This is a genomic window from Campylobacter sp. MG1 (assembly GCF_026616895.1).
Taxonomy (GTDB): domain Bacteria; phylum Campylobacterota; class Campylobacteria; order Campylobacterales; family Campylobacteraceae; genus Campylobacter_E.
Genome location: NZ_JANYME010000001.1, coordinates 210530 through 236288 on the forward strand (window position 1 = coordinate 210530; position 25759 = coordinate 236288).

At 26.7% G+C, this 25759-nt stretch carries 22 protein-coding genes and 1 pseudogene; 15 read left to right on the top strand and 8 right to left on the bottom strand.

The window, feature by feature from the left end; translation table 11 throughout:
* Positions 1 to 94: 94 nt before the first annotated feature.
* From NY022_RS00940 to NY022_RS00965, 6 genes are read left to right on the top strand one after another with little or no spacing between them, the layout of a single operon-like run.
* A complete protein-coding gene (locus tag NY022_RS00940; protein ID WP_267523151.1) occupies positions 95 to 325 on the top strand; it encodes an HP0268 family nuclease in 231 nt (76 codons plus the stop codon).
* Positions 322 to 1623 (top strand): tRNA (N6-isopentenyl adenosine(37)-C2)-methylthiotransferase MiaB, encoded by a 1302-nt coding sequence (gene miaB, locus NY022_RS00945; RefSeq protein ID WP_214120363.1) that lies wholly within the window; start codon positions 322 to 324, stop codon positions 1621 to 1623. The genes NY022_RS00940 and miaB overlap by 4 nt, the downstream gene beginning before the upstream one ends.
* Positions 1604 to 2239 carry a lysophospholipid acyltransferase family protein gene (locus NY022_RS00950; RefSeq protein WP_267523152.1) on the top strand — a complete coding sequence of 212 codons (636 nt, stop codon included), beginning with the start codon at positions 1604 to 1606 and terminating at the stop codon, positions 2237 to 2239. Before miaB ends, NY022_RS00950 begins: the two co-directional genes overlap by 20 nt.
* Positions 2232 to 2948, top strand: a complete 717-nt coding sequence (locus NY022_RS00955) for a hypothetical protein (protein ID WP_267523153.1) — start codon at positions 2232 to 2234, stop codon at positions 2946 to 2948. The genes NY022_RS00950 and NY022_RS00955 overlap by 8 nt, the downstream gene beginning before the upstream one ends.
* Positions 2938 to 3459: a hypothetical protein gene (locus tag NY022_RS00960; RefSeq protein WP_267523154.1), complete on the top strand. Its 522-nt coding sequence runs from the start codon at positions 2938 to 2940 to the stop codon at positions 3457 to 3459. Before NY022_RS00955 ends, NY022_RS00960 begins: the two co-directional genes overlap by 11 nt.
* Positions 3452 to 3943 (top strand): hypothetical protein, encoded by a 492-nt coding sequence (locus NY022_RS00965; protein ID WP_267523155.1) that lies wholly within the window; start codon positions 3452 to 3454, stop codon positions 3941 to 3943. Before NY022_RS00960 ends, NY022_RS00965 begins: the two co-directional genes overlap by 8 nt.
* A 20-nt stretch (positions 3944 to 3963) precedes the next feature.
* On the opposite strand, the gene sodB is transcribed toward NY022_RS00965, so the two are convergent.
* Positions 3964 to 4608, bottom strand: a complete 645-nt coding sequence (sodB, locus tag NY022_RS00970; protein WP_267523156.1) for a superoxide dismutase [Fe] — start codon at positions 4606 to 4608, stop codon at positions 3964 to 3966.
* A 121-nt stretch (positions 4609 to 4729) separates the two neighbouring features.
* Between sodB and NY022_RS00975 the strand changes: the two genes are divergently transcribed.
* The 3 genes from NY022_RS00975 to NY022_RS00985 all read left to right on the top strand — a co-directional run bounded on the left by NY022_RS00975 (position 4730) and on the right by NY022_RS00985 (position 10208).
* Positions 4730 to 7480, top strand: a complete 2751-nt coding sequence (locus tag NY022_RS00975) for an FAD-binding and (Fe-S)-binding domain-containing protein (protein WP_267523157.1) — start codon at positions 4730 to 4732, stop codon at positions 7478 to 7480.
* A gap of 98 nt (positions 7481 to 7578) precedes the next feature.
* Positions 7579 to 9018, top strand: coding sequence for a phosphate acetyltransferase (gene pta, locus NY022_RS00980; RefSeq protein ID WP_267523158.1), 1440 nt, complete (start codon positions 7579 to 7581; stop codon positions 9016 to 9018).
* Positions 9019 to 9038: 20 nt separating this feature from the next.
* Positions 9039 to 10208, top strand: coding sequence for an acetate kinase (locus tag NY022_RS00985; protein WP_214117921.1), 1170 nt, complete (start codon positions 9039 to 9041; stop codon positions 10206 to 10208).
* A gap of 131 nt (positions 10209 to 10339) precedes the next feature.
* Here NY022_RS00985 and NY022_RS00990 read toward each other — a convergent pair whose 3' ends face one another.
* From NY022_RS00990 to ileS, 6 genes are all read right to left on the bottom strand, one after another.
* A complete protein-coding gene (locus NY022_RS00990; protein ID WP_267523159.1) occupies positions 10340 to 10810 on the bottom strand; it encodes a hypothetical protein in 471 nt (156 codons plus the stop codon).
* Positions 10811 to 11038: 228 nt separating this feature from the next.
* Positions 11039 to 11611, bottom strand: a complete 573-nt coding sequence (locus NY022_RS00995; RefSeq protein ID WP_267523160.1) for a manganese efflux pump MntP family protein — start codon at positions 11609 to 11611, stop codon at positions 11039 to 11041.
* Positions 11589 to 14192, bottom strand: coding sequence for a DNA gyrase subunit A (gyrA, locus tag NY022_RS01000; RefSeq protein WP_267523161.1), 2604 nt, complete (start codon positions 14190 to 14192; stop codon positions 11589 to 11591). The genes NY022_RS00995 and gyrA overlap by 23 nt, the downstream gene beginning before the upstream one ends.
* Positions 14193 to 14230: 38 nt before the next feature.
* Entirely contained in the window at positions 14231 to 14794 is a 564-nt protein-coding gene (locus NY022_RS01005; protein ID WP_267523162.1) for a ComF family protein, read from the bottom strand.
* Between the two features lie 46 nt (positions 14795 to 14840).
* Positions 14841 to 16202, bottom strand: a complete 1362-nt coding sequence (gene gatA / locus NY022_RS01010; RefSeq protein ID WP_267523163.1) for an Asp-tRNA(Asn)/Glu-tRNA(Gln) amidotransferase subunit GatA — start codon at positions 16200 to 16202, stop codon at positions 14841 to 14843.
* Positions 16203 to 16296: 94 nt separating this feature from the next.
* A complete protein-coding gene (gene ileS, locus NY022_RS01015) occupies positions 16297 to 19029 on the bottom strand; it encodes an isoleucine--tRNA ligase (protein WP_267523164.1) in 2733 nt (910 codons plus the stop codon).
* A 75-nt stretch (positions 19030 to 19104) separates the two neighbouring features.
* On the opposite strand from ileS, the gene NY022_RS01020 reads away from it, so the two are divergent.
* Together NY022_RS01020 and NY022_RS01025 are read left to right on the top strand one after the other, a co-directional pair.
* Entirely contained in the window at positions 19105 to 20184 is a 1080-nt protein-coding gene (locus tag NY022_RS01020; protein WP_267523165.1) for a CinA family protein, read from the top strand.
* Positions 20177 to 20836 carry a uroporphyrinogen-III synthase gene (locus NY022_RS01025; protein WP_267523166.1) on the top strand — a complete coding sequence of 220 codons (660 nt, stop codon included), beginning with the start codon at positions 20177 to 20179 and terminating at the stop codon, positions 20834 to 20836. The genes NY022_RS01020 and NY022_RS01025 overlap by 8 nt, the downstream gene beginning before the upstream one ends.
* Here the strand turns inward: NY022_RS01025 and NY022_RS01030 are convergent.
* Positions 20822 to 22111, bottom strand: a complete 1290-nt coding sequence (locus tag NY022_RS01030) for an adenosylmethionine--8-amino-7-oxononanoate transaminase (protein WP_267523167.1) — start codon at positions 22109 to 22111, stop codon at positions 20822 to 20824. The two genes, NY022_RS01025 and NY022_RS01030, sit on opposite strands and share 15 nt — an antisense overlap.
* Before the next feature lie 84 nt (positions 22112 to 22195).
* Here NY022_RS01030 and NY022_RS01035 point away from each other — a divergent pair, with 84 nt between their 5' ends.
* From NY022_RS01035 to NY022_RS01050, 4 genes and pseudogenes are all read left to right on the top strand, one after another.
* Entirely contained in the window at positions 22196 to 23314 is a 1119-nt protein-coding gene (locus tag NY022_RS01035) for an aminotransferase class I/II-fold pyridoxal phosphate-dependent enzyme (RefSeq protein ID WP_267523168.1), read from the top strand.
* Positions 23304 to 23915 carry a pimeloyl-ACP methyl esterase BioG family protein gene (locus NY022_RS01040; protein WP_267523169.1) on the top strand — a complete coding sequence of 204 codons (612 nt, stop codon included), beginning with the start codon at positions 23304 to 23306 and terminating at the stop codon, positions 23913 to 23915. Before NY022_RS01035 ends, NY022_RS01040 begins: the two co-directional genes overlap by 11 nt.
* On the top strand, positions 23903 to 24604 hold the full coding sequence (locus NY022_RS01045) for an SAM-dependent methyltransferase (protein WP_267523170.1): 702 nt from the start codon (positions 23903 to 23905) through the stop codon (positions 24602 to 24604). Before NY022_RS01040 ends, NY022_RS01045 begins: the two co-directional genes overlap by 13 nt.
* Before the next feature lie 16 nt (positions 24605 to 24620).
* Positions 24621 to 25724, top strand: a pseudogene (locus NY022_RS01050) (type IV secretory system conjugative DNA transfer family protein); the annotation flags it as partial.
* Positions 25725 to 25759: the final 35 nt, after the last annotated feature.

The following is a 25759-nucleotide window of genomic DNA, read 5'->3' on the forward strand; positions in this document are numbered from 1 at the left end:
TGAAGTTTGAAGATTATTATTATACATAAAAATAACTTTTAATAAGTTTAATTTGTTATTATATTTTAAAAATTATCAATAAAAGGACAACTAAATGAAATTCAAACTAGCAAAACAAACTTTAAATTCAAAACCAAAAGAAGTTAGTTTAGATGATGCAATAGCATTACTTATAAAAGATAAAGTCGTATTTTTAGATAACTCAAATAAAGAAGAAGAAATTCAACAACTAATTCAAAATTTAAATGAATATAAGGTATATATAAATAAAATAAATTTTGGACTCTTAGAAGATGAATTTATTTATGAGGTACATATACTTTGAGTAAAAAATTATATATAGAAACTTTAGGCTGTGCAATGAATGTTCGCGATAGTGAGCGTATGATTGCAGAGCTTACCACTAAAGAAGGTTATGAAGTAACTACAGATAAAAAAGAAGCTGATTTAATATTAATAAATACTTGTAGTGTGCGTGAAAAACCAGTCCATAAGCTTTTTAGTGAAGTAGGTGGTTTTTTAAAAGAGAAAAAAGAAGGAGCAAAAATAGGCGTTTGTGGTTGCACAGCTTCTCATTTAGGTAGCGAGATTTTTAAGCGTGCTCCACAAGTTGATTTTGTGTTAGGTGCAAGAAATATTAGCCGTATAACAGAAGCAATTAAAACTCCAAAATTTATAAGTAATGATATAAATTACGATGAAAGCGATTTTGCTTTTGCTGATTTTAGAAATAGTATTTATAAAAGCTATGTAAATATTATGATAGGTTGTGATAAGCATTGTGCTTATTGTATCGTCCCACACACTCGTGGTGATGAGCTAAGCATTCCAAAAAATATTATTTTAAATGAAGTAAAAAAAGCCGTTAGTAACGGAGCTAGTGAAGTATTTTTGCTAGGACAAAATGTAAATAATTATGGTAAAAGATTTTCAAGTAACCATCCTAAAATGGATTTTTCAGATCTTTTAAATGAGATTAGCGAGGTTGATGGGCTTGAAAGGATTAGATTTACTAGCCCACACCCACTTCATATGGATGATAAGTTTTTAGAAACTTTTGCAAAAAATCCTAAAATTTGTAAAAGTATGCATATGCCTTTACAAAGTGGTAGCACAAGTATTTTAAAAGCTATGAAGCGTGGTTATACTAGAGAATGGTTTATAAATAGGGCTTTAAAATTAAGAGAATTAGTTCCAAGTGCTAGTATATCAACAGATATTATCGTGGCATTTCCTGGTGAGAGCGATGAAGATTTTGAATTAACACTTGATGTAATGAGAAAAATTAGATTTGAGCAAATTTTTTCATTTAAGTATTCTAAAAGACCACTAACACCTGCAGCAACAATGCCAAATCAAATTCCTGAAAATATAGCAAGTGCAAGGCTAACTAAATTACAAAGTTTATACAATGAAATTTTAGATGAGATTAGTGCAGCACAATTAAATAAAACTTATAAAGTATATTTTGAAGAATTAAGAGAAAATCAAACTATAGCAGGAAGAAGTGATAATAATTTCTTAATAGTTGTAAATGGTAGCGAAGAATTGCTTGGAAAAATGGTTGATGTAAAGATTACAAAGACTTCTAGGACAACCCTTTATGGCGAAATACAAAGTTAAAATTTTAGCTTTTATAATATTTATACTTTTAAATATTATTTATTTAACTTGTAAAAAAAGATTTTATGGAGAAAAAACTTTACCTAATGAGCCTTGCATAGTACTTTTTTGGCATGGAAAACTTACTATGATGGCTTTTATTTTTGCTTATATGAAGAAAAATGGTTATAAAAAAAAGCCTTATGTATTAATAAGTAATCACAAAGATGGGGAATTAATTGCTAGTGTTATGAAATACTTTAATATAAATGCTGTTAGGGGTAGCACTTATGATTCTCCAGTTAAAGCATTGCTTGAAATTAAAAATCTTTTAGAGCAAGGTCATGATGTATATATTACTCCTGATGGACCTAGAGGACCTTATCATAGCATTTCAGCAGGCTCTTATAAAATAGCTTTAAAATATAAAATTCCTACGATTATTTTTGATAATGCTGCAAGTAGATTTTATAGAGCTAAAAGTTGGGATAAGATGATTTTAGCTAAGCCATTTTCTACAATTGCTTATATTATTTCAAAACCGATATTATTAGATGGAATTAATTCTGATAAAATACTTGAATTAAATTTTAAAAATTTAAATAAAAAATTAAAGGAAAATGGTTTTAATGATTAGAAACTTTTTATCAACTATCTTTATTAATATAATAAAAATTAATGATAGTTATCACATAAAATCATATTCTGTAAAAAACAAAAAAATAAGAAAAATACATGAAAAATATTTTAATATAAATGATATAAATATTCAAAAATATATAAATTTTTTATCACAACAACATTATTTTTACTATGTTAGTTATATGTTTCAAGGAGAACAAGATCTAATATTAAATAATATGACAAACAACGAATATAATATTAAACAAATTGATAATTTTTATATTAAAATTTTAAAAAAAGACTTATCAATATTCAATAATCTTAAAATTGATTTATTATATTCTCCGTTTATGATACTTCATAAATTAATGTCGAACATAATATATACTAAAACTACTTTATTAGCTTTGATTAATGAAAATTACCTAACTATTATAATATCAGACAAAACAATAAAAATTGCAAAACATATAAATTTAAATAATATTAATAATATTGATGAGTATTTAAATAATTTTTTAAAAGCATATTACACTAATGAAAACTACGATAGTAATTTTATAGAAAATATAATAATTTATGAATTTAATACACAAAAATTTAATATACAAAATCAATTAAAAAAAATATTATTAATTGAACCTAAAATAATAAAATTAGATATATTTGAAATAATGTTACAATTAATTAGTATTGATTTAGGGGTTAAAATTGAAATATAGTATTAAAAATTCTAAACTAAAACCAATAATCAGTAATTTTAATAAAATATGTATAATGATATATATAATAGTAATTTTGGTAATTATATCACTAACAAAATATTTTGATTTATATATTAATAATAATATCAAGCAACAAATTCAAATAAATAAAGAGATTATCATTGCTGATGATAAACTAATTAAAAAGAATAAAGATATATTAGAATATGAAAAAAAATATTTAGACTTAGCAAATGATATAAACGCATCTAACATAAATTTAAAAAAGAGTATAAAAAATATATTAGATTTAGTCCCAGATGATATAACATTATATAAAATTTCATTAGATAAAAATAGTTTAATTATAAATGGTTATACACCAAATAAAGAAAGTTATGAATTAATTTTTGAAAAAACATTAAGTAGTATTTTTAATAAAACAAATACAAAATTTATAAAAAATAATAATGGATATGATTTTATTAGTTATAACAAAATAACAAATTCAGAGGGATTTAATGAATAAAGACATGCATATAAAATTACTACTATGGAGTATTTTATCAATAACAAGTATTTTTATATTGTGTTTTACACTTATTATCCCTGTATCAAATAATTATATAAATTATAATTATGAATTAAAATCTCTATTAATAAACAAAAAAAATAATAAAAATGAATTAAAAATATTAAATGATGAAATTAATAAACAAAAAAATGATTTAAATTTAAATAAAATTAAAAATAGTTTTAATATAGATAAATTAAAAACATATTGCGAACAATTTTTCAATAATATTGATATAAAACAAATAAAAACAAATAAAGACTACGATATTTATCAATTAAATATGAATACTAAAGTAAATAGCCCTAAAATGTTTTATAATTTTATAGATAAACTAAATAGTGTTGATAATATAATTAAAATACATTTACCTATAATAATGGAATCAAACAAAGAAACAATAAAAATAAAATTTAATATATTAATTTATAAAACATAATCGCCTAAATAGGCGATTAATTAATCATTTGCATGTAATTCGTTAGCATAAAAACTTACTGATTTCATACCTTCCTTAAGTGCCCACTCGTAAGCACTATTTACGAAATTCCAGTTAATATGCTCATAAAATTTCTCTAAATAAGCTGCTCTTGCATTTCTATGGTCTACATAATAAGCATGTTCCCATACATCAACCACTAATAATGGAACTTTATTCTCAGTTATAGGCGTTGCTGCATTACTAGTTTTTACTAATTCTAATTTTTTAGTATTAGAATCAAATACTAGCCAAAACCATCCGCTACCAAATAATGCTGTAGCACCTTTAATAAATTCATCTTTAAAATTTTCACAGGTCTTAAAATTTGCCTCAATAGCTGCTTTTAATTCCTTTGAAACTTCTCCGCCCTTACCTTTTGGTGCTATACAATCAAAATAAAAATCATGATTATAAACTTGAGCAGCGTTATTAAATACACCACCATCACTTGTTTTAATAATTTCTACCAAATCTTTTTTAGCAAAATCATTATCTTTTATTAAATTATTTAAGTTATTCACATAAGTTTGATGATGTTTACCATGATGAAAACTAAATGTTTCTTCACTTAAAAAACCTGAAAATTCGTTAGTTTGATAATTTAATGTTCTTAATTTAAACATATTTTCTCCTTACTTTTAATAATTAAAAATTAAACTATAACTAAAAAAAGATAATAATTGTATGATTTTAAAAAAATATTTTTTTACTCAAAGATGATAAAATCAGAACAAAGGAGAACAAATGAATAATTTTGAAAATTTTTTTAATGATGCAAAACATATATTTAAGGATAGAATTTTTAATGATTATCTTAGATGTTTTGCTTATGGAATTGATGCTTCATGCTATCACTATGTACCAAAAGTAGTGGTAATTGCAAACAATGAAGAAGAAGTCAAAACAATAATAACTCTAGCAAATAAACATAAAACACCAGTTTGCTTTAGAGCCGCAGGAACCAGCCTTAGTGGTCAAAGTTCATGTGATACAATTTTAGTTATAATTAAATTTTCGTTTAAAAAAATAGCTATTAGTGAAGATGCTAAAACAATAAGTTTAGGCTGTGGCGTAGTTGGTATAAATGCTAATTATAGTTTAAAAAATTTAAGAAAAAAAATAGGTCCGGATCCAGCTACTATTAATTCAGCTTTAATAGGCGGTATTATTAATAACAACTCAAGTGGTATGTGTTGTGGAGTTAAAGATAATAGTTACAAAACATTAAAAAGCATAAGAGTAATACTAAATGATGGTAGTGTATTAGATACAGGAGATGAAGAAAGTATTGCAAATTTTCGTAAAACTCATGCAAATTTATTACAAAAAATTAGTGATATAAAAAACAAAATAAAAAATGACGAAGAATTATATAATTTAATAAAGAGAAAATTTAAAATAAAAAACACAACAGGATATAGTATAAATTCATTTATTGATTTTGATGATGAAATAGATATTTTAGCTCATTTATTTGTGGGAAGCGAAGGAACACTTGGTTTTGTTAGTGAAGTTAGACTAAACACTATAGATGATTTAGAATTTAAAGCCTGTGCATTGTTATTTTTTAATACAATTCAAGATGCTGCGAACACAATTAGTGAATTTGCTAAATTTGATTTTATAAATTCAGCTGAAATAATGGATTATTCTAGCTTAAAAGCTGTTAGTGCATATCCTGAATTAAAAGATTTATTAGGCGATATCAAAAACGGAAATACCTGTGTTCTAATACAAACAGAAAATAACGATGAAACAATATTAGATAAAAATATAGAAAAAATCAAAGAAATATCACAACTAAGCTATAAATCATATTTTAGTAAAGATAGTAAAGAATTTGATTTATGGTGGAAAATTAGAAAAGGATTATTACCAATAGCTGCCGGAATTAGAAAACCAGGTGCTACCGTAATTACCGAAGATATTTGTTTTGAAATAAAAGACTTAGCAAATGGAATTACTAGTATACAAGAATTATTTAATGAATTTGGATTTGCCGATAATGGGATAATTTTTGGACACGCACTAGCTGGAAATATACATTTTATAATAACACCAAATTTAAATGATAAAAAAGAATTTGAAAATTTCGCAAAACTAGTAGAAAAAATGTCAAGCGTAGTTGCAAGTTATGGCGGTAGTATAAAAGCTGAGCATGGAACTGGTAGAATGGTAGCGCCTTTCGTTGAACTTGAATGGGGTAAAAAAGCATATGAAATTAATTGTAAAGTTAAAGAAATTTTTGATGAAAATAATATTTTTAACCCTGATGTAATAATTACAAAAGATAAAGAAATTTACAAAAAAAATATAAAACAACCTAGTATTATTGATGAAAAATTAAATATTTGTATGGAATGTGGTTTTTGCGAGAGATTTTGTCCATCAAACGAACATACTATAACGCCTAGACAAAGAATTGCTATCCTAAGAGAAATAGAAAGATTAGAAAAATTAAATAATGAAGATAGTAATAAAAAACTAAAAGATATAAGAAAAAATTACAAATATTGTGTAGATACTACCTGTGCTGCCTGTGGAATTTGTTCAGTAGTTTGTCCTCTAGGTATAAATTTTGCTGATTTTTCAATAGACTATAGAAAGAAAAATGTAGGAGCTATATCAAAATTCATAGCAAATTTAGCATACAATAACCACCCTACTACATTAGGTATTGCTAAATTTTCTTTAGGAGTCGCAAATCAATTTGGAAACGACTTCTTAGATAATACTCTAAGCGCTTTACATATGCCACAAAGTAGAAAGTATTTACCAGAAAAAAATAATTTTAAAACAAGTGATAAAAAGACTGATTTTAATATTTTATATTTTACTAGCTGTCTAAATAAAGCTTTTAAACCAAATAAAAAACTATATGATAAAAGACCTTTACAAGAAGTATTTGAAAATCTATGCAAAAAAGCAAATATAGGTGTTATTTATCCACCTAAAGATTTATGCTGTGGTAAAGCTTATGAAAATTTTCAAGATATACAAGATAAAAATAAAGAAAAATTAAAAAAATATTTTGCAGAACAAAAATTAATAATAGTAAGTGATCATAGCGCATGTAGCTCAAAATTGATACTTAATCAAAAAGAAAGTGAAATTTATGATTTAAGTGAATTTTTATTAAAATTTGTTGCACCTAAGTTAAAAATCAAAAAAATAGATGAAGAGATAGCAATTTATACAATGTGTGCTATGAGAAAATTAAAAAAAGAAAATGTTTTAAAAGAATTAGCAAGTCTTTGCACCAATAAAAAAATTTATGAAGATGTTGATACATATTGCTGTGCTTTTGCTGGTTATAAAGGATTTTTAACTCCTAAATTAAATATCTCAGCAACGAATAAATTCAAAGCATTTTTCTCAACTACAAATATAAAAAGAGGTTTTAGTACTTCAAGCACATGTGAGGTAGGTTTAGCTGATGCTACAAATATGTCATGGCAGCACATTGCATATTTATTAGATGAATGTAGCGAATAGTAATTTGTTTAGCTATTTTTTAGCTAAACAATTATTTAATTTTTTATTATTAATAATTTAGTTATAAACTCTAAAAAATATAAATTCAAGGAGAAAAAATGAAATCATTTTACTATGCAAGAGAGTGCGATGAAAAAGCTAATGAAATTATAAAAATGCTAAAAAACAAATATCCTGATTTAGTAGTTTATCAACCAGTTGCATGTGAATCAGGTCAGTGTAGATTAGAAAATTACAAAAAAGATTTAGATGTAAAATCATATTTTTCATATTCTACAAAAGATGCTATGAATGATTATTTAGAAAATAAAAATTTATTTTTCAAGAATATCATTAAAGATTATAAAAAATTACTAAGCGAACATAGTTTTGTATTAGTTGTAACTTTTAAAGAATTTGGAAAATTAAGTCCATTTGTAATAAATTTAGAATTAGTAAAAGAATTAAATTTAAATCTAGTAATTGAACCAGAATGTGAAGAATTAATAAAAATTGCTAAAAATTTTGGAATAACACCTGTAGTTGGCGAATGTCCTGCCATGGCAAAAGAACCTAATTTTATGACACCTATGGCATTTGAGAGCTTACTTGAGGAAAAAGCTAAAAGCAATTTAAAAACAGTTGTTCTACCAGAAGGAAATGATGATAGGATATTAAAAGCAGCTGACAAATTATTAAAAAGTGGGGCTGTTAAATTAATTATCTTAGGAAATAATAAAGAAATAGCACAAAAAGCTAGTGATTTAGGTATAGATTTAGATGATGTTAAGACTTATAATCCAGGTAATTCATCATTAGATGATGAATGTGCAAATGCACTTTATGAAGCTAGAAAATCAAAGGGAATGAGCCTTGAGCAAGCAAAAGAACTTATAAAAGATAGAAATTATTTTGGAACTTTATTAGTTCATTTAGGCTACGCTGATGCTATGGTTAGTGGGGCTGCATGTTCAACTGCTGATACAATTCGCCCAGCTCTTCAAATAGTTAAAACTAAACCAGGTGTTAAGAGTGTAAGTGGTGGATTTTTTATGTGCTTAAGTGATAAGGTTTGGTATTTTGCTGATTGTGCAGTAAATCCTAATCCAACTCCTGAAAATCTAGCCGAAATTGCAAGTGTTAGTGCAGCTACTTATAAGGCTTTTGGTTTTGAGCCAAGAGTTGCAATGCTATCTTATTCAACTGCAAATAGCGGTAGTGGAGTAAGCGTTGATTTGGTAAAACAAGCGTGCGAATTAGCAAAATCTTATGAGGGATTAAATTATGATGGTCCTATACAATTTGATGCAGCAGTAGATATTGCAACAGCAAGTAAAAAAATGCCTGATAGCAAAGTAGCAGGAAAGGCAAATGTATTTGTATTCCCTGATTTAAATGCAGGAAATATAGCTTATAAAGCAGTGCAAAGAAGTGCAGGGGCTATTGCGGTTGGTCCTGTTTTGCAAGGTTTAAACAAACCTATTAATGATTTAAGTAGGGGTTGTTTGGTTGAAGATATTGTAAATACATGCTTAATTAGTGCAATTCAAGCACAATAAATTATAAAAAAGGGAAAATTATGAAAAAAATATTAGTTTTAAATGCAGGTTCAAGCTCACTGAAATTCCAATTATTTTTTAATGAAGATAGTGTTGCGAGTGGTTTGGTTGAGCAAATTGGAGAAAGCAATTCAAGAGCAAAAATTAAATTTGATGGCAAAGAATTAGAGCATTTAGGTGGCATAAATAATCACGAAGATGGCTTAAAAGTAGTTCGTGATTTATTTGCTAAAAGCGGACTTTTAACTGATTTTAATGAATTAGCAGCAGTAGGTCATCGTGTGGTGCATGGTGGGGATAAATTTATTAAAGCAACATTAGTTGATGATAAATGTTTAAAAGCTTTAGATGAATTAGTAAAATTAGCACCTTTACATAATCCTGCAAATATTTCAGGAATTAAAACAATTATAAATCTTGCTCCAAGTGTTAAAAATATAGCAGTATTTGATACAGCATTTCATCAAACAATGCCAGAAATCGCATATCGCTATGCAATAGCTAATAAATATTATGAAGAAGATGGCGTTAGAAGATATGGCTTTCATGGAACATCTCATGAATTTGTAACTCGTGAAGCAGAAAAATTCTTAGGTATTAAAAACATAGATGCAATTACAGCTCACTTAGGAAATGGTGCAAGTATTAGTGCTATTAAAGATGGTAAATGCGTTGATACTTCAATGGGTCTTACTCCACTTGAAGGATTAATGATGGGAACTAGATGTGGGGATATTGATGCTGGAGCTTTATTTTATTTAGCATATAATAAAGGTTTAAGCATTGCTGAACTTGATAAAATTTGCAATAAACAAAGTGGTTTATTAGGAATTTGTGGTGCAAATGATATGCGTGAAATTGAAGAAAAAATGCAAAATGGTGATAAGAAAGCAAAATTAGCATTTGATATGTTTTGCTATAGAATTGCAAAATACATAGGCTCATATCTTGCAGTAACTCCTGCTAAGGCTCTAATTTTTACAGCAGGTATTGGTGAAAATGATGATTTAATGAGAGCTGCGGTTTGTAAGCAACTTGCACATCTTGGCTTTAGCATTGATGAAGAAAAAAATGCTAAGCGTGAAAAAGTAGCTAGAAATATAGCAAAAGCTGATTCAAAATACCCAATTTTAGTTATTCCAACTAACGAAGAATTATCAATAGTAAAACAAACAATGGAACTTATTTAATCCTATTGATTTAAATTCTTGTAAAACTATAAATAATTAAACATTATTTGTAGTTTTACTGCCATTATATCTTCTTAATTGTATTTTATTTTATATGTTGGGATTACATAACCACACCCATCTATATAATATTATCTCTCTTCTTTTTCCTTAGTATATGAGTTATATAACATTACTTGCATTTCATTTCCATCTATAAATTGAAATGAATTTTTATCAAAAAATCTTTTTTCAAAAAATACTAGATTATTGTTAAATTCATTAACTTCTTTTAATTCTAAACTATCTAAAGTTTTAAGAGATTTAACTTCATCAATGCTATTATAATTTTGCACTTCATATATTTTTGCATTACTTAATTTAAAATAATTTACAATTGCTCTTTTATATTTTTCTTCTTTTTCTAAATTACATTTATATCCGCTTTTAGAATAATCATATTTATAATTTGTATACTCATTTTTAAAATCCCAAAATAATAAATAGCCTTCTACTTCTAATTGCCTTTCAAGAGAGCAAAGCTCTTTTTTGGTTTTAAGAAATTTATCATAAGTTGAACTAAAGTATTTACTATAGATATTGTATGAATACTGAACAAGCATTAAAAAAACGAAAATAGCAATGATAAAAAACGCTAAACTCAAACCAACAAATAAAGATTTTTTTATTAATTCTTTAATAAAAGAAAGTATTTAACACCTCATATTTTTAATATAATCTTGTATTCTAATTTAAATCCTTTAAGGAATTTAAATTAGATTAATTATTTTTTATTGATTATATTTTTTATGATTGTTTCTAATTTATCATTATTAAATTATTTTTCAAAATTAAATTTGATCGATTACATGTGTTATTACAATTTTAAACGCCAAAAATAAAAGTAGCAAGCTTCCTATTGGTTGTAAAATTTTTTTATTAACTTTCATGTTACTTATAAACAAACTAGAAAAGCACATAAAAGATGTAATTAAAGCTATTAATAAAGAAGAAATAAATAAATTATATTCCAAAGAAAATATCATAAGTCCTGCACCTAGCGCATCAATACTAGTCGCTATGCTAAGCAAAAATAATGAACCATAACTTATATTAATATTCTCATTTTCATTATCTAAGAATTCCTTAAATAATTTATATGCTAAAAATACAAAAATTGCAAAAATCACATAATGGTCAATTGCTTGAATTAACTTCATATACCTTACATTTAATAAATAAGTTACATAATATCCCAAAATAGGCATTAAAACTTGAAAACAAGCAGATAATGCACTAAAAACTAATAACTTTTTTAAAGATTGTTTTTGTAGCACTAAGCAAATACTTAATGCTACAAAAAATGCGTCAATTGCTAAAGAGAAAGCTAAAATAACAATATCAATTATCATCAAATAAGCCATTCTCTTCTTCTAAATTTTCTTCTTCTATTTCTTCCTTAGGACATTTTGCAATGCTTACTACCTCATCACTACCAACATTTACAACGATTACTCCACTTGTATTTCTACCAGCTTTTCTAATGCTTTGCATATCAGTTCTAATCATCTTGCCACTACTTGTAAGCGCCATTAAATCCATAGTATCATCAACAATTACAATGCCTACTAAATCTTTTGTCTTTTGAGTAAGTTTCATACAAATTACGCCCTTACCACCACGACTTTGTAAGCGATATTCTCCTGCATCAGTTCTTTTTGCGATACCTTTTTGGCTAACACTTAAAATTTCTTGCTCATTACTTTCAATAACTACTGCACCTATTACATAATCTTGCTCTTCTTTAAAGCGAATAGCAGTTACTCCACGAGCTACACGACCAATTTGACGAACTTTTGTAAGTGGGAATTTAATACACATACCCTTTTTAGTAGCTACAAAAATCATAGTTCCACTAACTTGCTCTTCTTGGTTTTCTTGGTTTTCATCTAAAGAATTTTCTTCTTCAACAATTTGAATATTATCATCTTCAATAATTTCACTATTTTCATCAACCAAATCAATATTTTCACTATCATCATTTTGTGCTATTAAAACACTTACTAATTCATCATTTTCATCAAGATTAATAGCTCTTACACCAACTGAACGGATATTGCTATATTCACTTAAATTCGTGCGTTTAATAAGACCATTTTTAGTAAAGAATGCAAGTGATTTTGTCTTAGCAAAATCAGTTGTTGGAATTATTGCCATAATTTTTTCATCTGGTAAAAGATTGATTAGATTTACAACAGCTTTTCCTTTAGCAGTTCTACTACCTTCAGGAATTTTATAAACTTTTAACCAATATAGTTGTCCTTTATTAGTAACAAACATTAGCGTATCGTGAGAATTTGCAGTGAAGAAACTCTCTATAAAATCATCATCATAAGTAGTAACTGCAACTTTACCTTTACCACCACGCTTTTGTTTTTCATATGATTTTGTAGGAACTCTTTTGATATATCCACGATGAGTAATTGTAATTACCATTGGCTCATTTGGTATTAAATCTTCTACATCAATTTCATCATAATCATCTACTATTTCAGTAATTCTTGGAACTTTAAATTTATTTTTAATTTCTAATAATTCATCGTGAATTATTTCTTCTATTTTTTCTTCGCTTTTTAAGATTGCATTTAGTTCTTCAATTTTTGCTAAAAGCTCTCTTAACTCATCTTCTAATTTATCTCTTTCAAGTCCTGTAAGACGGCTAAGTCTCATTTCTAAAATAGCATTAGCTTGTAATTCAGTTAAGCTAAATTTTTCTACTAAAGCATCTCTTGCACTTGCAGTATCTGCACTTGATTTAATTAATGCAATTACTTCATCTATATTATCTAGTGCAATTTTAAGACCTTCTAAAATATGTGCTCTTGCTTTTGCTTTTTCAAGTTCAAAAATAGTTCTTCTAATAATTACGGTTTTTCTATGATTTAAAAATAAATCTAATAGCTCTATTAAAGAAAATACCTTAGGTTCTTTATTGTGAATTGCCAACATTATCACACCAAATGTTGTCTCCATTGTGGTGCTTTTAAATAAATTATTTAGCACAATTTCACTCATAGCATCACGCTTAAGCTCAATTACAAGGCGAATTCCATCTCTATCACTCTCATCTCTTGTCTCGCTTATACCTTCTATTTGCTTTTCTTTTACAAGCTCTGCAATTTGTTCGTGAAGTCTTGCTTTATTTACTTGATAAGGTAACTCATCAATTACTATTAGCTCTTTATTTCCTTTTTGTTCTATATGAGTTTTTGCTCTTACTTTAATTCTACCACGACCTGTTTTATAAGCTTCTATAATACCTTTTTTACCAAAAATTATCCCACCAGTTGGAAAATCAGGACCTTTTATAAACTGCATTATTTCTTCTAAACTAGCGTTTTTATTCTCAAGTAAATATAAAAGTCCATCTACTAATTCATCTAAACTATGTGGTGGAATATTAGTTGCCATACCAACAGCAATACCACTTGAGCCGTTTAACAATAAATTAGGTACTCTTGAAGGTAAAACATCAGGCTCACTCATACTATCATCATAGTTTGGAACAAAATCAACCGTGTCTTTATCTAAATCTTTTAACAATTCTTCAGCCAAAATTGTCATTCTAGCTTCAGTATAACGCATAGCTGCAGCACCATCTCCATCAACTGAACCAAAGTTTCCTTGACCATCAATACTTGGGTATCTCATTGAAAAGCTTTGTGCCATTCTTACTAAAGCATCATAAACAGCAGTATCTCCGTGCGGATGGTATTTACCGATTACATCACCCACTATACGAGCTGATTTTTTATAAGCACTTTTTGAACCTACTCCTAAATCATTCATTGCATAAAGAATTCTTCTATGAACCGGCTTTAATCCATCTCTTGCATCAGGTAAGGCACGGCCTATAATTACTGACATAGAATAATCAAGATAGCTTGTTTTTATACTATCTTCAATATCTACAACAGTAATTTCACTATTATCAAATAAATTCATTGTTTTCCTTTAAGTAAAGATTTTTTTATACTAGCAAACTAAACTTTCGCATCGGCTAATACGACCGCAAAAAGAACCTTAATTTTAGCTTTTTTAAGCACTAAATTCGCTTGTTTTAAAGACTCACCTGAAGTGATAATATCATCTACTAAAATTACAGGTAATTCCAAGGTCTTTTGCAATTCATATTTTCTTTTATTTTTCTTTCTAAATGAAAGGCTTTTACCTTTATAAATAATCTTATTTTTTGCTTTAATTGCGTTATATAATGGAATAATATTTTTTGATTTCATATTTTTAATAAGTATTGCCGTATGAGAATACCCACTAGAGCAATCATCATCTAAGCCTATAGCATAAGCTAATTCATTATCAAAATGAAATCTTTTATAAGAATAAGATGCGAGTTTATTTAATATAAAATATCCACTAATAAAATGCTTGTGATTTAATAATTTTTTAATTTTAGAATATTTATAAAAGCTAATTACTTCTAAACCATCATCTAAAATTCTTCTTTTACATTCAAGTAATTTAAATTCTTTTTCACAAGTTTTACAAAAAATCTTAAATGTAGGCTTAGAGCAATTATAACATAACAATTACAAACTCTTATAAAGGGTAATACACACCTAAATTATTATAAAATTATTTAACAGCGTTTTCCAAGCTTAATGCTGCATTTAATAAGTTTTGTTCATCAAATCTTTTTGCTACTAATTGAACGCTCACATTTAAATTATCTTCAGTTTTAGCAACAGGCACGCTAATACCTGCAAGCTTTGCAAGATTAACTGAAATAGTGAAAATATCTTCTAAATAGCTTTCAACAGAACTAGTCTTCGCATCAAATGATTTTGGAAGACTTGGTGCAACAGGCATTAGTATTAAATCATTATCGCTTAAAATTTCATTGTATTTTCTAGTGATAATTTCTCTTACTAATTGAGCTTTTTTATAATATGCGTCAATATAACCACTTGAAAGCACGAATGTTCCTAATAAAATTCTCTTTTGAACTTCAAGCCCAAAACCTTCGCTTCTAGTATTTACATATAACTCGTTTAAATCTTTAAATTCCTTAGCTCTATTGCCATATCTAATCCCATCGTAACGGCTTAAATTAGCACTTGCTTCAGCACAAGCTATTATATAATAAGCAGCTACATCGTATTTACTATCAGCAAGGCTAACTTCACTTATGGTATGACCACAAGCTTTTAATTTATCTATAGCTTTATAAGTTTGTGTTTTTATTTCATCAGAGCATGAATCTATATAATTTTTAATAATTGCGATTTTGTATTTTTTATTAGCGTCTAATTTATCAAATGTAGGCACAAATTGAATATCAGCACTAGTGCTATCAAACTCACAATGACCTGCAATCGCATCGTATAAAATACTAGCGTCTTTTACATTTTGAGTTAATACTCCTATTTGGTCTAAACTACTTGAATAACTAGCAAGTCCATATCTGCTAACTCTTCCATAACTTGGCTTAAAACCTACACAACCACAAAATGCAGCAGGCTGGCGAACACTTCCACCTGTATCGCTTCCTAATGCAGCAAGAGCTATTTTTGCACCTACCGCAGCAGCACTACCACCACTACTTCCACCTGGGACTAAAGCATTATTTAAAGGATTTAGGGTCTTTCCATAAAAGCTTGTTTTTGTAGTATTACCCATAGCAAACTCATCCATATTACATCTTCCAAATGGTGCGAATTTGTGTTTTTTCATATTGCTAATCACACTTGCATCATAAGGTGCATAATATCCTTGCATTATTTTTGAACCATTTGTAATGCTCCAGCCCTTAACTTGAATATTATCTTTAATAGCTACAGGCACTCCTAGATAATCAATATCATCTAAAGGAGTATTGATTAATTGCTCTACATAAGCTCCTAAATGTTTGTTTTCTAATGCTAATTTATTTAGTTCTTTTTTTAATTCTATTAATTCATTATCACTTAATTTTAATGCTTGTTCTAAAGTTATCATTTCTTTCCTTTATTTACTAAAATTACTCCAATAGCACTAATTATAGCTAATACTATAATAGTGCCGACTATTAGCTCTAAGCTAACAGGTTCGCTCATTTTAACACCCTTTCGCATCTAGGACATAAGCTTTCTTCGCTTAGGCTTAAGTATTTCCAACATCTAGGGCATTTGCATAGATTTGATTTTATGATTTTGTATGTTTTATTATCAATTTCAAAACTTGCCAAAGCTTCGTTATTATTTAAAGCTTCAATTTTACTTAATGAATAAAAATCAGCTGCTTCTTCATAATTTAATATCACTTCATCATTAGTAGCTAGATTTAGCTCTAATGTGCTTTTGATTATTTTATCTTTTTTCAATATATCAATTTGCTCGTAGAATTTAACACGAGTTTTTAATAAATATTCATAATCGTTTTTGCTAGGTGTGATTTTACTAGCAAAATCAAAATCTTCTAAATCAAAAATACTCTTAATATCGCCTAATATAAATTTGTTTGCGTGTTCACAAGCTTCATTTGTAGTATGAGTTAATACAGGTGCTAGTAAAACTAATAATTTTTTAAGTATTAAAGCCATTGCAGTAATTGACGCTGTTCTTTTGCTATCTTCTTTAGCATCACAATACAAGCTATCCTTACAAATATCAAGATAAACACCGCTTAAATCAGCACTTAAAAATGTGCAAAGTGCATTCATACCTTTAGCGAAATCATATTCTAAGAATGATTTTTTGTAAAGTTCAAACACATTATTAGCTTTATTTAAAATCATTTTGTCTAAATCACTGAAATTATAATTATAAGCTTTTAAATCGCTAGTATTTGCTAATAAAAATCTTATTGTATTTCTTATTTTTCTATATTGCTCGCTAGTTTGCTTTAATATACTTTCACCTAATTTAACATCAGTTGAATAATCACATAATGTTATATAAAGTCTAAAGATTTCTAAGCCATAATTTTTTGCAATTTGTTCTGGCGCTATTACATTGCCTAGACTTTTACTCATTTTTCTACCTTTTTCATCAACGGTAAATCCGTGAGTTAAAACTGCTTTATAAGGTGCTTGTTTGTTTAAAATAACGCTTAATAACAATGAGCTTTGAAACCACCCACGATGTTGGTCGCTTCCTTCTAAATACATATCAGCTTGAGTTGTTTTGATATCGTAATTTCCACTAGCTAAAACAGCGTTAAATGTAGAGCCACTATCAAACCAAACATCTAAAATATCAGTAACTTTTTCTAATTCATCTGCTTTATATTTTGAATTAGCTGGTAATAAATCTTTAATATCTTTTTGCCACCATACTCTTACGCCTTCTTTTTCAAATATGCTTGCAAGGTGTTCGTAAAGTTCAAAATCCATAATCAAATTCCCTGATTTATCATTAAAGAATGCTAAAGGCACACCCCAAGAGCGTTGTCTTGAAATACACCAATCAGGTCTATTACTAATCATAGTTCCTATTCTATTTCTTCCTGCTTTTGGATAAAAACTTACTTCATCAAGTGATTTTTGAGCTAATTCTCTTAAAGTCATACCATTGTAAAATTCTTTATCCATAGCTATGAAAAATTGTTTAGTAGCTCTATAAATTATTGGTTTATGAGTTCTCCAGCAAAATGGATATGAGTGTATAAATTTAGAGCATTTTAAAAGACTTTCGCCCAATAATTCAATAATTACTTCATTTGCTTTAAATACATGCATTCCTAATAATTCAGGTTTATTTGGCACTAATCTTTTGATATTTTCATCATAACAACCATCATCTCCTACAGGCATTTCTACTTCAATATTGTATCTTAAACAAGCATAATAATCATATTCTCCGTGTCCTGGTGCAGTATGAACTAAACCACTACCGCCATCCATTAAAACATGCTCTCCTGTTATGAATTGAGATAGATTATTGTTTAAAGGATTTAATGCGTTTGTATTTTCTAAAAAATCTCCTTTAAACTCAAGCACAGGTTTAATATTAAATTCTGCTAAATCTTCTAATCTTTTTTTAGCTACGATAAGACCATTTTCTCCTAAAACATATAGCTCATCTTTATTTAATGCGATTGCTTTATTTGCTGGTAAAGTCCAAGGAGTAGTAGTCCAAATAACAGCTCTTGCGTTGTTTAAAATACTATCATTTGCTCCTAAAGATTTAAGTTTTGCTTTTGCATCATCGTTTAGTTTGAATGCTACGAAAATTGAATAATCTTCTTTATCTTCATATTCAACTTCTGCTTCAGCTAAAGCACTTTTAGCAGCCCAACTCCAATAAACTGGCTTACTTCTTTGAATTAATAAACCATTTTTAGCTACTTCTAAAAGAGTTTTATAAATATTTGCTTCAAATTTAAAATCCATAGTCAAATAAGGCTTGTCAAAATCTCCAATTATTCCTAAGTCTTTAAATTCTTTCATTTGAATACCTATGAATTCTTTTGCGTGTTCAGTGCAAGCGTCGTGAATTTCTTTTATACTTGGATTTTTATCTTTTAATTTGATTTCAACTTGTTGTTCAATAGGCAAACCATGGCAATCCCAACCAGGAGTATATGAAATTGAATTATTAGCTAGAAAATATCTAGTTTTATTAATCATATCTTTTAAGATTTTATTTAAAGCATGACCTATGTGTAAATGCCCGTTAGCATAAGGAGGGCCATCGTGTAGGATAAATTTAGGTGCTTTTTTATCTCTTAATTGTGCGTATGCAAATGATGAAAATTTTTCAAAACTTTTTTTCTCGTTTTCATAAAGATTTGCTCTCATCTCAAAAGTAGTATTGGGTAATAATAATGTATCTTTATAATCCATAAATGTGCCTTTAATATTTTTTGATTGTTAAAATGCACTTATTTTGCTATACTTTTTTAAATAAAAGGATAAGAAATGAAACATTTATTAATATATTTTACAAAAGATTTGAGTTTTAATGAATATTTTTGTTCTTGGGTCAATAGAAAATTATCATCTAAAAATTTAACACCTGATACAATAATAAAATTAAATAATAATGATTCTAAACTAAATACATTACTAGATATAAACTATAATAAATATGGTTTAATAACAATAATTACAGATGAATACTCGTTTTCAACAATCAATAAAATTCTAGCTACCTTAAAAGAATGTGAACTAATATTAATAAATGATGAATTTATAGTTGAAAAATATATAAAATATCAAAAAGATAGTGTTTTACTTGAATTAAACAATGTATCAATAAATATAATAAAAACTAATATTTTTGAATTTCCAGAAATTTTACATAATAATAAAACAAATTATGATTTTTTAATACACGATGAAATGAGTAATGTGGAAATATTATTAACTACAAGTGTTAAACCATACAATATAGAATTAAGTATATATCCACTATTAAGTAATTTATTATATGTAAAAGTCAATACTAGTGAATATTCTGATGAGGTCGGTTTTTTAGCATCAATTAGATCATTGTTTAATAAAAAAGTAATTTTTACAAACAATTTATATCAATATATAGGACAAGTTTTAAATTTACAAAATCAAACTATAAGCTTTGCTGAAAGTTGTACTGGTGGATTATTAGCAAGTAATTTTACAAAAATTGATGGAATAAGTAGTGTATATAAAGGAAGTTTGATAACATATTCAAATGAATATAAAAAAGCATGGCTAAATGTAAAAGATGAAAATTTAGACAATGGTATGGTTTATTCTAATGAATGTGCTGTATCAATGGCAAGTGGGGTTTTAAGCCTTACAAAATCAAACTACGCCATAAGCTGCACAGGAGTTTTAGGTTCGGATGATTTGGGGACTAAGAGTGGAACAGTTTATATTTGTGCTATAAAAGATGATGGAAAACAACTTTGTAAAACTCTAAATTTAAAAGGTGATAGAATTTATATGCAAGAGCAATGTGCCTTAGAATGTGCTTTGCTTTTATGCGAATTAGAAAAGGAATTATTCTTTGAGTGAAATTTATGTTGTAGGTTTAAAAGAAAAAACAAATATACAAAGTATTTTCGTTAATGAGATTATATTTAAAGATTTTTTTATTAATTTAGATGATTTTTCAAACATTATATTTACTAGTAAAAATGCAATAAAATCTTGTATTCAAAATAATTTAAATTTAAAAAATAAAAAAATATTTTGCATTGGAGAAAAAACTGCTGAATATTTAAAAAAAATAAATTTAGAAGCATTTTATACTGGAAAAACTGCCCATGCAAAAGATTTTAAAAATGAAATATTACAATTATTAAAATATGAAAAATGTATTTATTTTAGAGCCAAAGAAATAATTAGCGACTTAGACGATTTTTTAATAAAAAATAATATAGATTTAACAAGTGTAATAGCATATGAAAATATAAGGCTAAAAACACCACTTGATAATAATTTTATACCATTTAATAAGAAATTAAAAAATGATGATATTTTAATATTTTTAGCACCTTCTGGTGTAAGAGATTTTTTATATCATTTTAAATTTATTCCTACAAATATCATATCTATAGGAAAAAGCACTCAAAATGAACTCAAAAAAAATAATATAAACTCAATTACACCAAACTACCCTAGCCTTGAAAATTGTCTAAATTTAGCTTACTCACTTAAGTCCTAATTCAAGCAAAATTTCTCTTATACTAGAACATATATAATCAATTTCATCATAGCTTATAATGTATGGTGGCATTAAATAAATAGTATTTGCTAATGGGCGAAGTAATAAGCCTTTTTTAAGACCTTTTAAAAACACTTCTTTACCAAATCTAGGATTTTGATGTAAAATATCAAATGCAAAAACCATTCCTTGATTTCTTATATTTTTTACATTTTTAAATTCATTTAGCATCAACCAATTTTTAAGAATATAAGCTGATTTTTCTTTATTTTTATTAATCACATTATCATTTTTAAATATGTCAAGCGTTGCATTTGCAGCTGCACAAGCAAGTGCATTCCCTGTGTAGCTATGAGAGTGTAAAAATGCTTTATATGTTTCATATGGTGCATAAAATTCATTATAAACATCATCATTAGTAATTACAACACTAAGTGGTAAATATCCACCAGTTAAACCTTTGCTAAGGCATAAAAAATCAGGAATTACACCGCATTGCTCTAATGCAAACATAGTACCACTTCTTCCAAACCCAACTGCAATTTCATCAAAAATAATATCAATATCATAAGATTTTGCTAATTCACAAGCTTTTTTAATATAATCTTTAGAATACATATGCATATTTCCAGCGCATTGAATTAATGGTTCAATTATAAAAGCACTTATATTTTTTGAATTTTTTTCTAAAATTTCATTTAAAGTATTTAATTCTTTAGCAAAATCATCATTAATAGGAACTGGGGTTTTTATACAATTAATAAGCAATTCCTTGTAAGTTTTTTTATATAAATCTACATCGCTAACACTAAGTGCTGCTATAGTTTCTCCATGATAAGAATTAGATAAAGATAAAAAATTTGGTTTTAATTTTCCTTGTAATAAATTTTTATGAAAACTCATCTTAAGTGCCACCTCAACAGCACTTGAACCATTATCAGCGTAAAAACATTTATTTAAAGGTTTAGGTAATAAATTTATCAACCTTGATGATAACTTAATTATACTTTCATGTGAAAAACCAGCTAAAATTACATGTTCTAATTGTTCTAATTGTTCTTTAATTTTACCATTTATATAATCATTACTATGTCCAAAAAGATTAACCCACCAAGAAGACACGCAATCAAGATAACAATTATCATCAAAATCATATAATTTCATTCCTTTTGCTCTCTTTATCGGTATTAATGGGACAAACTCGTGCTCTTTCATTTGAGTGCAAGGGTGCCAAATATGTGCTAAGTCAAGTTTAATTAATTCATCACTTTGCATTTAAAACTCCTTTATTTTTATAAAGTAAAATATTGTTAAATATAGTATTTAATGATAAATTTAAATACTATGCTAAGGAATAATATGCAAGAAACTTTAAATGAATTAAAAAATAAAAATAATTTTAGAAGCCTAAAAAGATTTAAACATGAAAATAAATTTGTAATTTTTAATAATCAAAAACTACTAAATTTTGCAAGTAACGATTATTTAGGAATTGCTAGTGATGGAATTTTACAAAACGAATTTTTAAACACACATAAAAATTTAGCTCTTAGCTCAAGTTCTTCAAGAAGTCTTAGTGGTGGATATGATGAATTTTTTGTATTTGAAGAATATTTAGAAAAAATTTATCAAAAAAAAGCACTTTTATTTAATAGTGGATATACCTTAAATTATAGTTGTCTTAGTGCTTTAGCAACTCTTAAGAATATATTATTCATAGCTGATAAAAAAGTGCACGCAAGCATAATTGATGGGATAAAAAATGCAAATTTTAAACGTTATAAACATAATGATTTAAATGATTTAAAAAATTTGCTCATAAAATATCATAAAGATTATGAAAAAATTGTAATCTTAAGTGAAGCAATGTTTAGTATGGATGCTGATTTTGCCAATATAGATGGTTTAATAAAACTAAAAAAAGAATTTAAAAATGTTATGCTGTATATTGATGAAGCTCATAGTATAGGTTCTTTAGGAGAAAAAGGATTAGGACTTTGTAAAAATTTCTCAAATGATATTGATTTTATAGTCTTAACTTTTGGAAAAAGCATAGCCAGTGTTGGTGCTGTAATTTTATGTAATGAGATTTCAAAAGATTTTTTTATCAATAAAGCTCGTGGATTAATTTATTCAACTGCCCTAGCCCCTATTAATGTAGCTTTTTCGCATTATGTATTTAAAAATTTGGATAAATTTGATGAAAAAAGAAGGCATTTAAAAAATTTAAGTTTATATTTTAATGAAAATTTAAAAAAATACAATGTGATAGGAATTAGTTATATAAAAATGATAATCATAGGAGACAATGATAAATGTGATGAAATTTCACAAAATTTACTTCAAAAAGGATTTTATGTACCTAGTATAAAAACCCCTACCGTTGCTCTAAAAGATACTGGATTAAGACTATCATTAAATGCTAGTATGGATTATAATGATATAGATAATTTAATAAAGGCCTTAAATGAGATATGAATTTTTATATAAAAATAATTCACAAAATTTAATATTATTCTTTGGTGGATTTGGTTTTTTACCTAAGGCTTATGCAACATTAAAAAGTAATAATAATGTAATAATTATTTATGATTATTCTAAATTTAACCTTGATTTTTTAAATGAATGTAAAAATTATCAAAATATTATACTATTGTCTTATTCAATGGGTGCTATGGTAGCTTCTAAATGTGATTTTTCTAATTTTAATATTATACAAAAAATAGCAATAAACGGGACTAGTTATGGTATACATAAAGAATTTGGAATTAATGAAAGAATTTTTAAATTAAGTGCATTAAATTTTAACTTAGATGATTTTTTAAAAAAAGCTGGAGCAAATAATTTAAAAGATTATTTTGCAAGTGAAAATACATTAAAAAACGAGCTTTTAAATATTTTAGAAATTTCAAAAATGCCTATTATTTGGCAAAATTATGATTTAGCGTATTCATCAAACGAAGATGCAATTTTCCCACAAAAAGCATTAATTAATTGTTTTAATAATATTATTTTTATGGATAAACCACATTTTTGTTTTAATAATTTTAATTCATGGGAAGAAATATGTATGATGTAGCTAATTCGTTTTTTAAAGCAAAAAATACATATTATAGTAACGCTATTGTACAAATTGATATGAGAAAAATTTTATTAAGCGAGATTAATCAACATTACAATAACATATTAGAATTAGGTTCTAATAGAGGCGAATTTAGCAAAATGATAGCTAGTAAAATCAAATTCAATAATTTTTATTGTGTTGATATAAATGATTTTAGCAATGATTACGATAAAAGATTTACATTTATTAAACAAGATTTGAATGATTTTAAAATAAATAAATTTAATAATATCAAATTTGATTTAATTACTTCAAATGCGTGTTTTCAATGGCTTGATTTGAAAAAAATAATTACGAATTTAAATATCATCTCAGATAAAAAATCAAATTTAATTTTTAGCACTTTTGGAGTGAATAATCTTTGGCAGATTAAAGAGCATTTTGGTGTGGGGCTTAAGTATTTAAGCATTAGCGATATAGAGCAAATTTTAAAGCCACATTATCAAAATATAAAGATTTTTGAGAAAGATTATGAGCTTAATTTTAGCTCAAGTATTGAACTTTTTAGGCATTTAAAACTTAGTGGAGTAAATGCCTTTAGCGGGGTATTTTTAGGCAAAAATGATTTAAAAATCTTTAATGATAAATACCACAATACCTTAAACTACCACGCCATTTTTGTTAGCGCTAGTAATTTATTTTAGCAAAATATATTTTTTTGAAATAAAAGATACTCAAAACATAGCTATTAATATAATTTATAAAGGAGATACTCCAGATGAAAAAACAAGTAATTCAACAGGTTATTTTAAAAGTGAAGCAAAAAATTTTTTAGTTGCTTTAATACTTTATTCTTTACATATTGCAAAAAATAAAAACGAAAATATCCCTAATCTTACAGATATTTATAAATTCTTAAACGACCCTAAAATGAGCATAGATGAAATACTTGAAGAAATGCTTGAATGTGATATTGCAAGAGATGATACAAATGAAATAATACAAAGTATAGCAAGAGCTATGAAAAATAAAGCAAGTCAAGAATTATCAGGAGTTATAGGAACTACAAGTGAAAGCTTAAATTTATATATAGACCCTATTTTGGCAAAAAATACAGCTAAAAGCGATTTTAAAATAAATGAGCTTATGAATAGCGATAAACCAGTAAGTCTATATTTAATTATTCCACCTTCAGATAAAGATAGATTAAAGCCGCTATTTAATTTAATTATTAATCAAATTTTTAGGACCTTAACTGATGTAAAATTAGGCGAAGAAAAAACATATAAACACAGATTATTGTTTATGGGAGATGAGCTTACTAGCGTAGGTAAAATTGCAACTTTAGAAGAAGGTTTGGCTTATTGGGCAGGATATGGAATTAAGTTTTATGGAATTATACAAGACCTTCAACAATTATATAATTTATACACAGATAAAGAAAGTATAACTTCAAATTGCCACGTTAGAATTGCATTTGCACCTAATAATATACACACAGCAAAACTACTTTCAGAAATGTCAGGGACTACTACTATCGTTAAACGTTCAATCACTAGCAGCGGCAAAAAACTTCAAGCAGTTTTAGATAATGTAAGCGAAACAATACAAGAAGTACAAAGACCACTCATAACTCCTGATGAGTGTATGAGAATTCCATCGGCTAAAAAAGATAAAAATGGGCTAATAATTGAAGCAGGAGATATGTTAATTTTCATTTCAGGAAAACCTGCGATTTATGGGAAGCAAATGCTGTATTTTAAAGACCCTGTATTTAGCGATAGGTCAAAGGTTGAATATTCAGAACAATTAAACAGCATATAAAACACGCATAGCTCTAGTTTTTACTAACTATGCGA

What these genes read in the sequence shown, in the direction of transcription:
- NY022_RS00940 (WP_267523151.1), top strand. Translation starts at nt 95, where the DNA reads ATGAAATTCAAACTAGCAAAACAAACTTTAAATTCAAAACCAAAAGAA.
- NY022_RS00950 (WP_267523152.1), top strand. Translation starts at nt 1,604, where the DNA reads ATGGCGAAATACAAAGTTAAAATTTTAGCTTTTATAATATTTATACTT.
- NY022_RS00955 (WP_267523153.1), top strand. Translation starts at nt 2,232, where the DNA reads ATGATTAGAAACTTTTTATCAACTATCTTTATTAATATAATAAAAATT.
- NY022_RS00965 (WP_267523155.1), top strand. Translation starts at nt 3,452, where the DNA reads ATGAATAAAGACATGCATATAAAATTACTACTATGGAGTATTTTATCA.
- sodB (WP_267523156.1), bottom strand. Translation starts at nt 4,608, where the DNA reads ATGTTTAAATTAAGAACATTAAATTATCAAACTAACGAATTTTCAGGT.
- NY022_RS00975 (WP_267523157.1), top strand. Translation starts at nt 4,730, where the DNA reads ATGAATAATTTTGAAAATTTTTTTAATGATGCAAAACATATATTTAAG.
- pta (WP_267523158.1), top strand. Translation starts at nt 7,579, where the DNA reads ATGAAATCATTTTACTATGCAAGAGAGTGCGATGAAAAAGCTAATGAA.
- NY022_RS00985 (WP_214117921.1), top strand. Translation starts at nt 9,039, where the DNA reads ATGAAAAAAATATTAGTTTTAAATGCAGGTTCAAGCTCACTGAAATTC.
- NY022_RS00990 (WP_267523159.1), bottom strand. Translation starts at nt 10,810, where the DNA reads ATGCTTGTTCAGTATTCATACAATATCTATAGTAAATACTTTAGTTCA.
- NY022_RS00995 (WP_267523160.1), bottom strand. Translation starts at nt 11,611, where the DNA reads ATGGCTTATTTGATGATAATTGATATTGTTATTTTAGCTTTCTCTTTA.
- gyrA (WP_267523161.1), bottom strand. Translation starts at nt 14,192, where the DNA reads ATGAATTTATTTGATAATAGTGAAATTACTGTTGTAGATATTGAAGAT.
- gatA (WP_267523163.1), bottom strand. Translation starts at nt 16,202, where the DNA reads ATGATAACTTTAGAACAAGCATTAAAATTAAGTGATAATGAATTAATA.
- ileS (WP_267523164.1), bottom strand. Translation starts at nt 19,029, where the DNA reads ATGGATTATAAAGATACATTATTATTACCCAATACTACTTTTGAGATG.
- NY022_RS01020 (WP_267523165.1), top strand. Translation starts at nt 19,105, where the DNA reads ATGAAACATTTATTAATATATTTTACAAAAGATTTGAGTTTTAATGAA.
- NY022_RS01030 (WP_267523167.1), bottom strand. Translation starts at nt 22,111, where the DNA reads ATGCAAAGTGATGAATTAATTAAACTTGACTTAGCACATATTTGGCAC.
- NY022_RS01035 (WP_267523168.1), top strand. Translation starts at nt 22,196, where the DNA reads ATGCAAGAAACTTTAAATGAATTAAAAAATAAAAATAATTTTAGAAGC.
- NY022_RS01040 (WP_267523169.1), top strand. Translation starts at nt 23,304, where the DNA reads ATGAGATATGAATTTTTATATAAAAATAATTCACAAAATTTAATATTA.
- NY022_RS01045 (WP_267523170.1), top strand. Translation starts at nt 23,903, where the DNA reads ATGTATGATGTAGCTAATTCGTTTTTTAAAGCAAAAAATACATATTAT.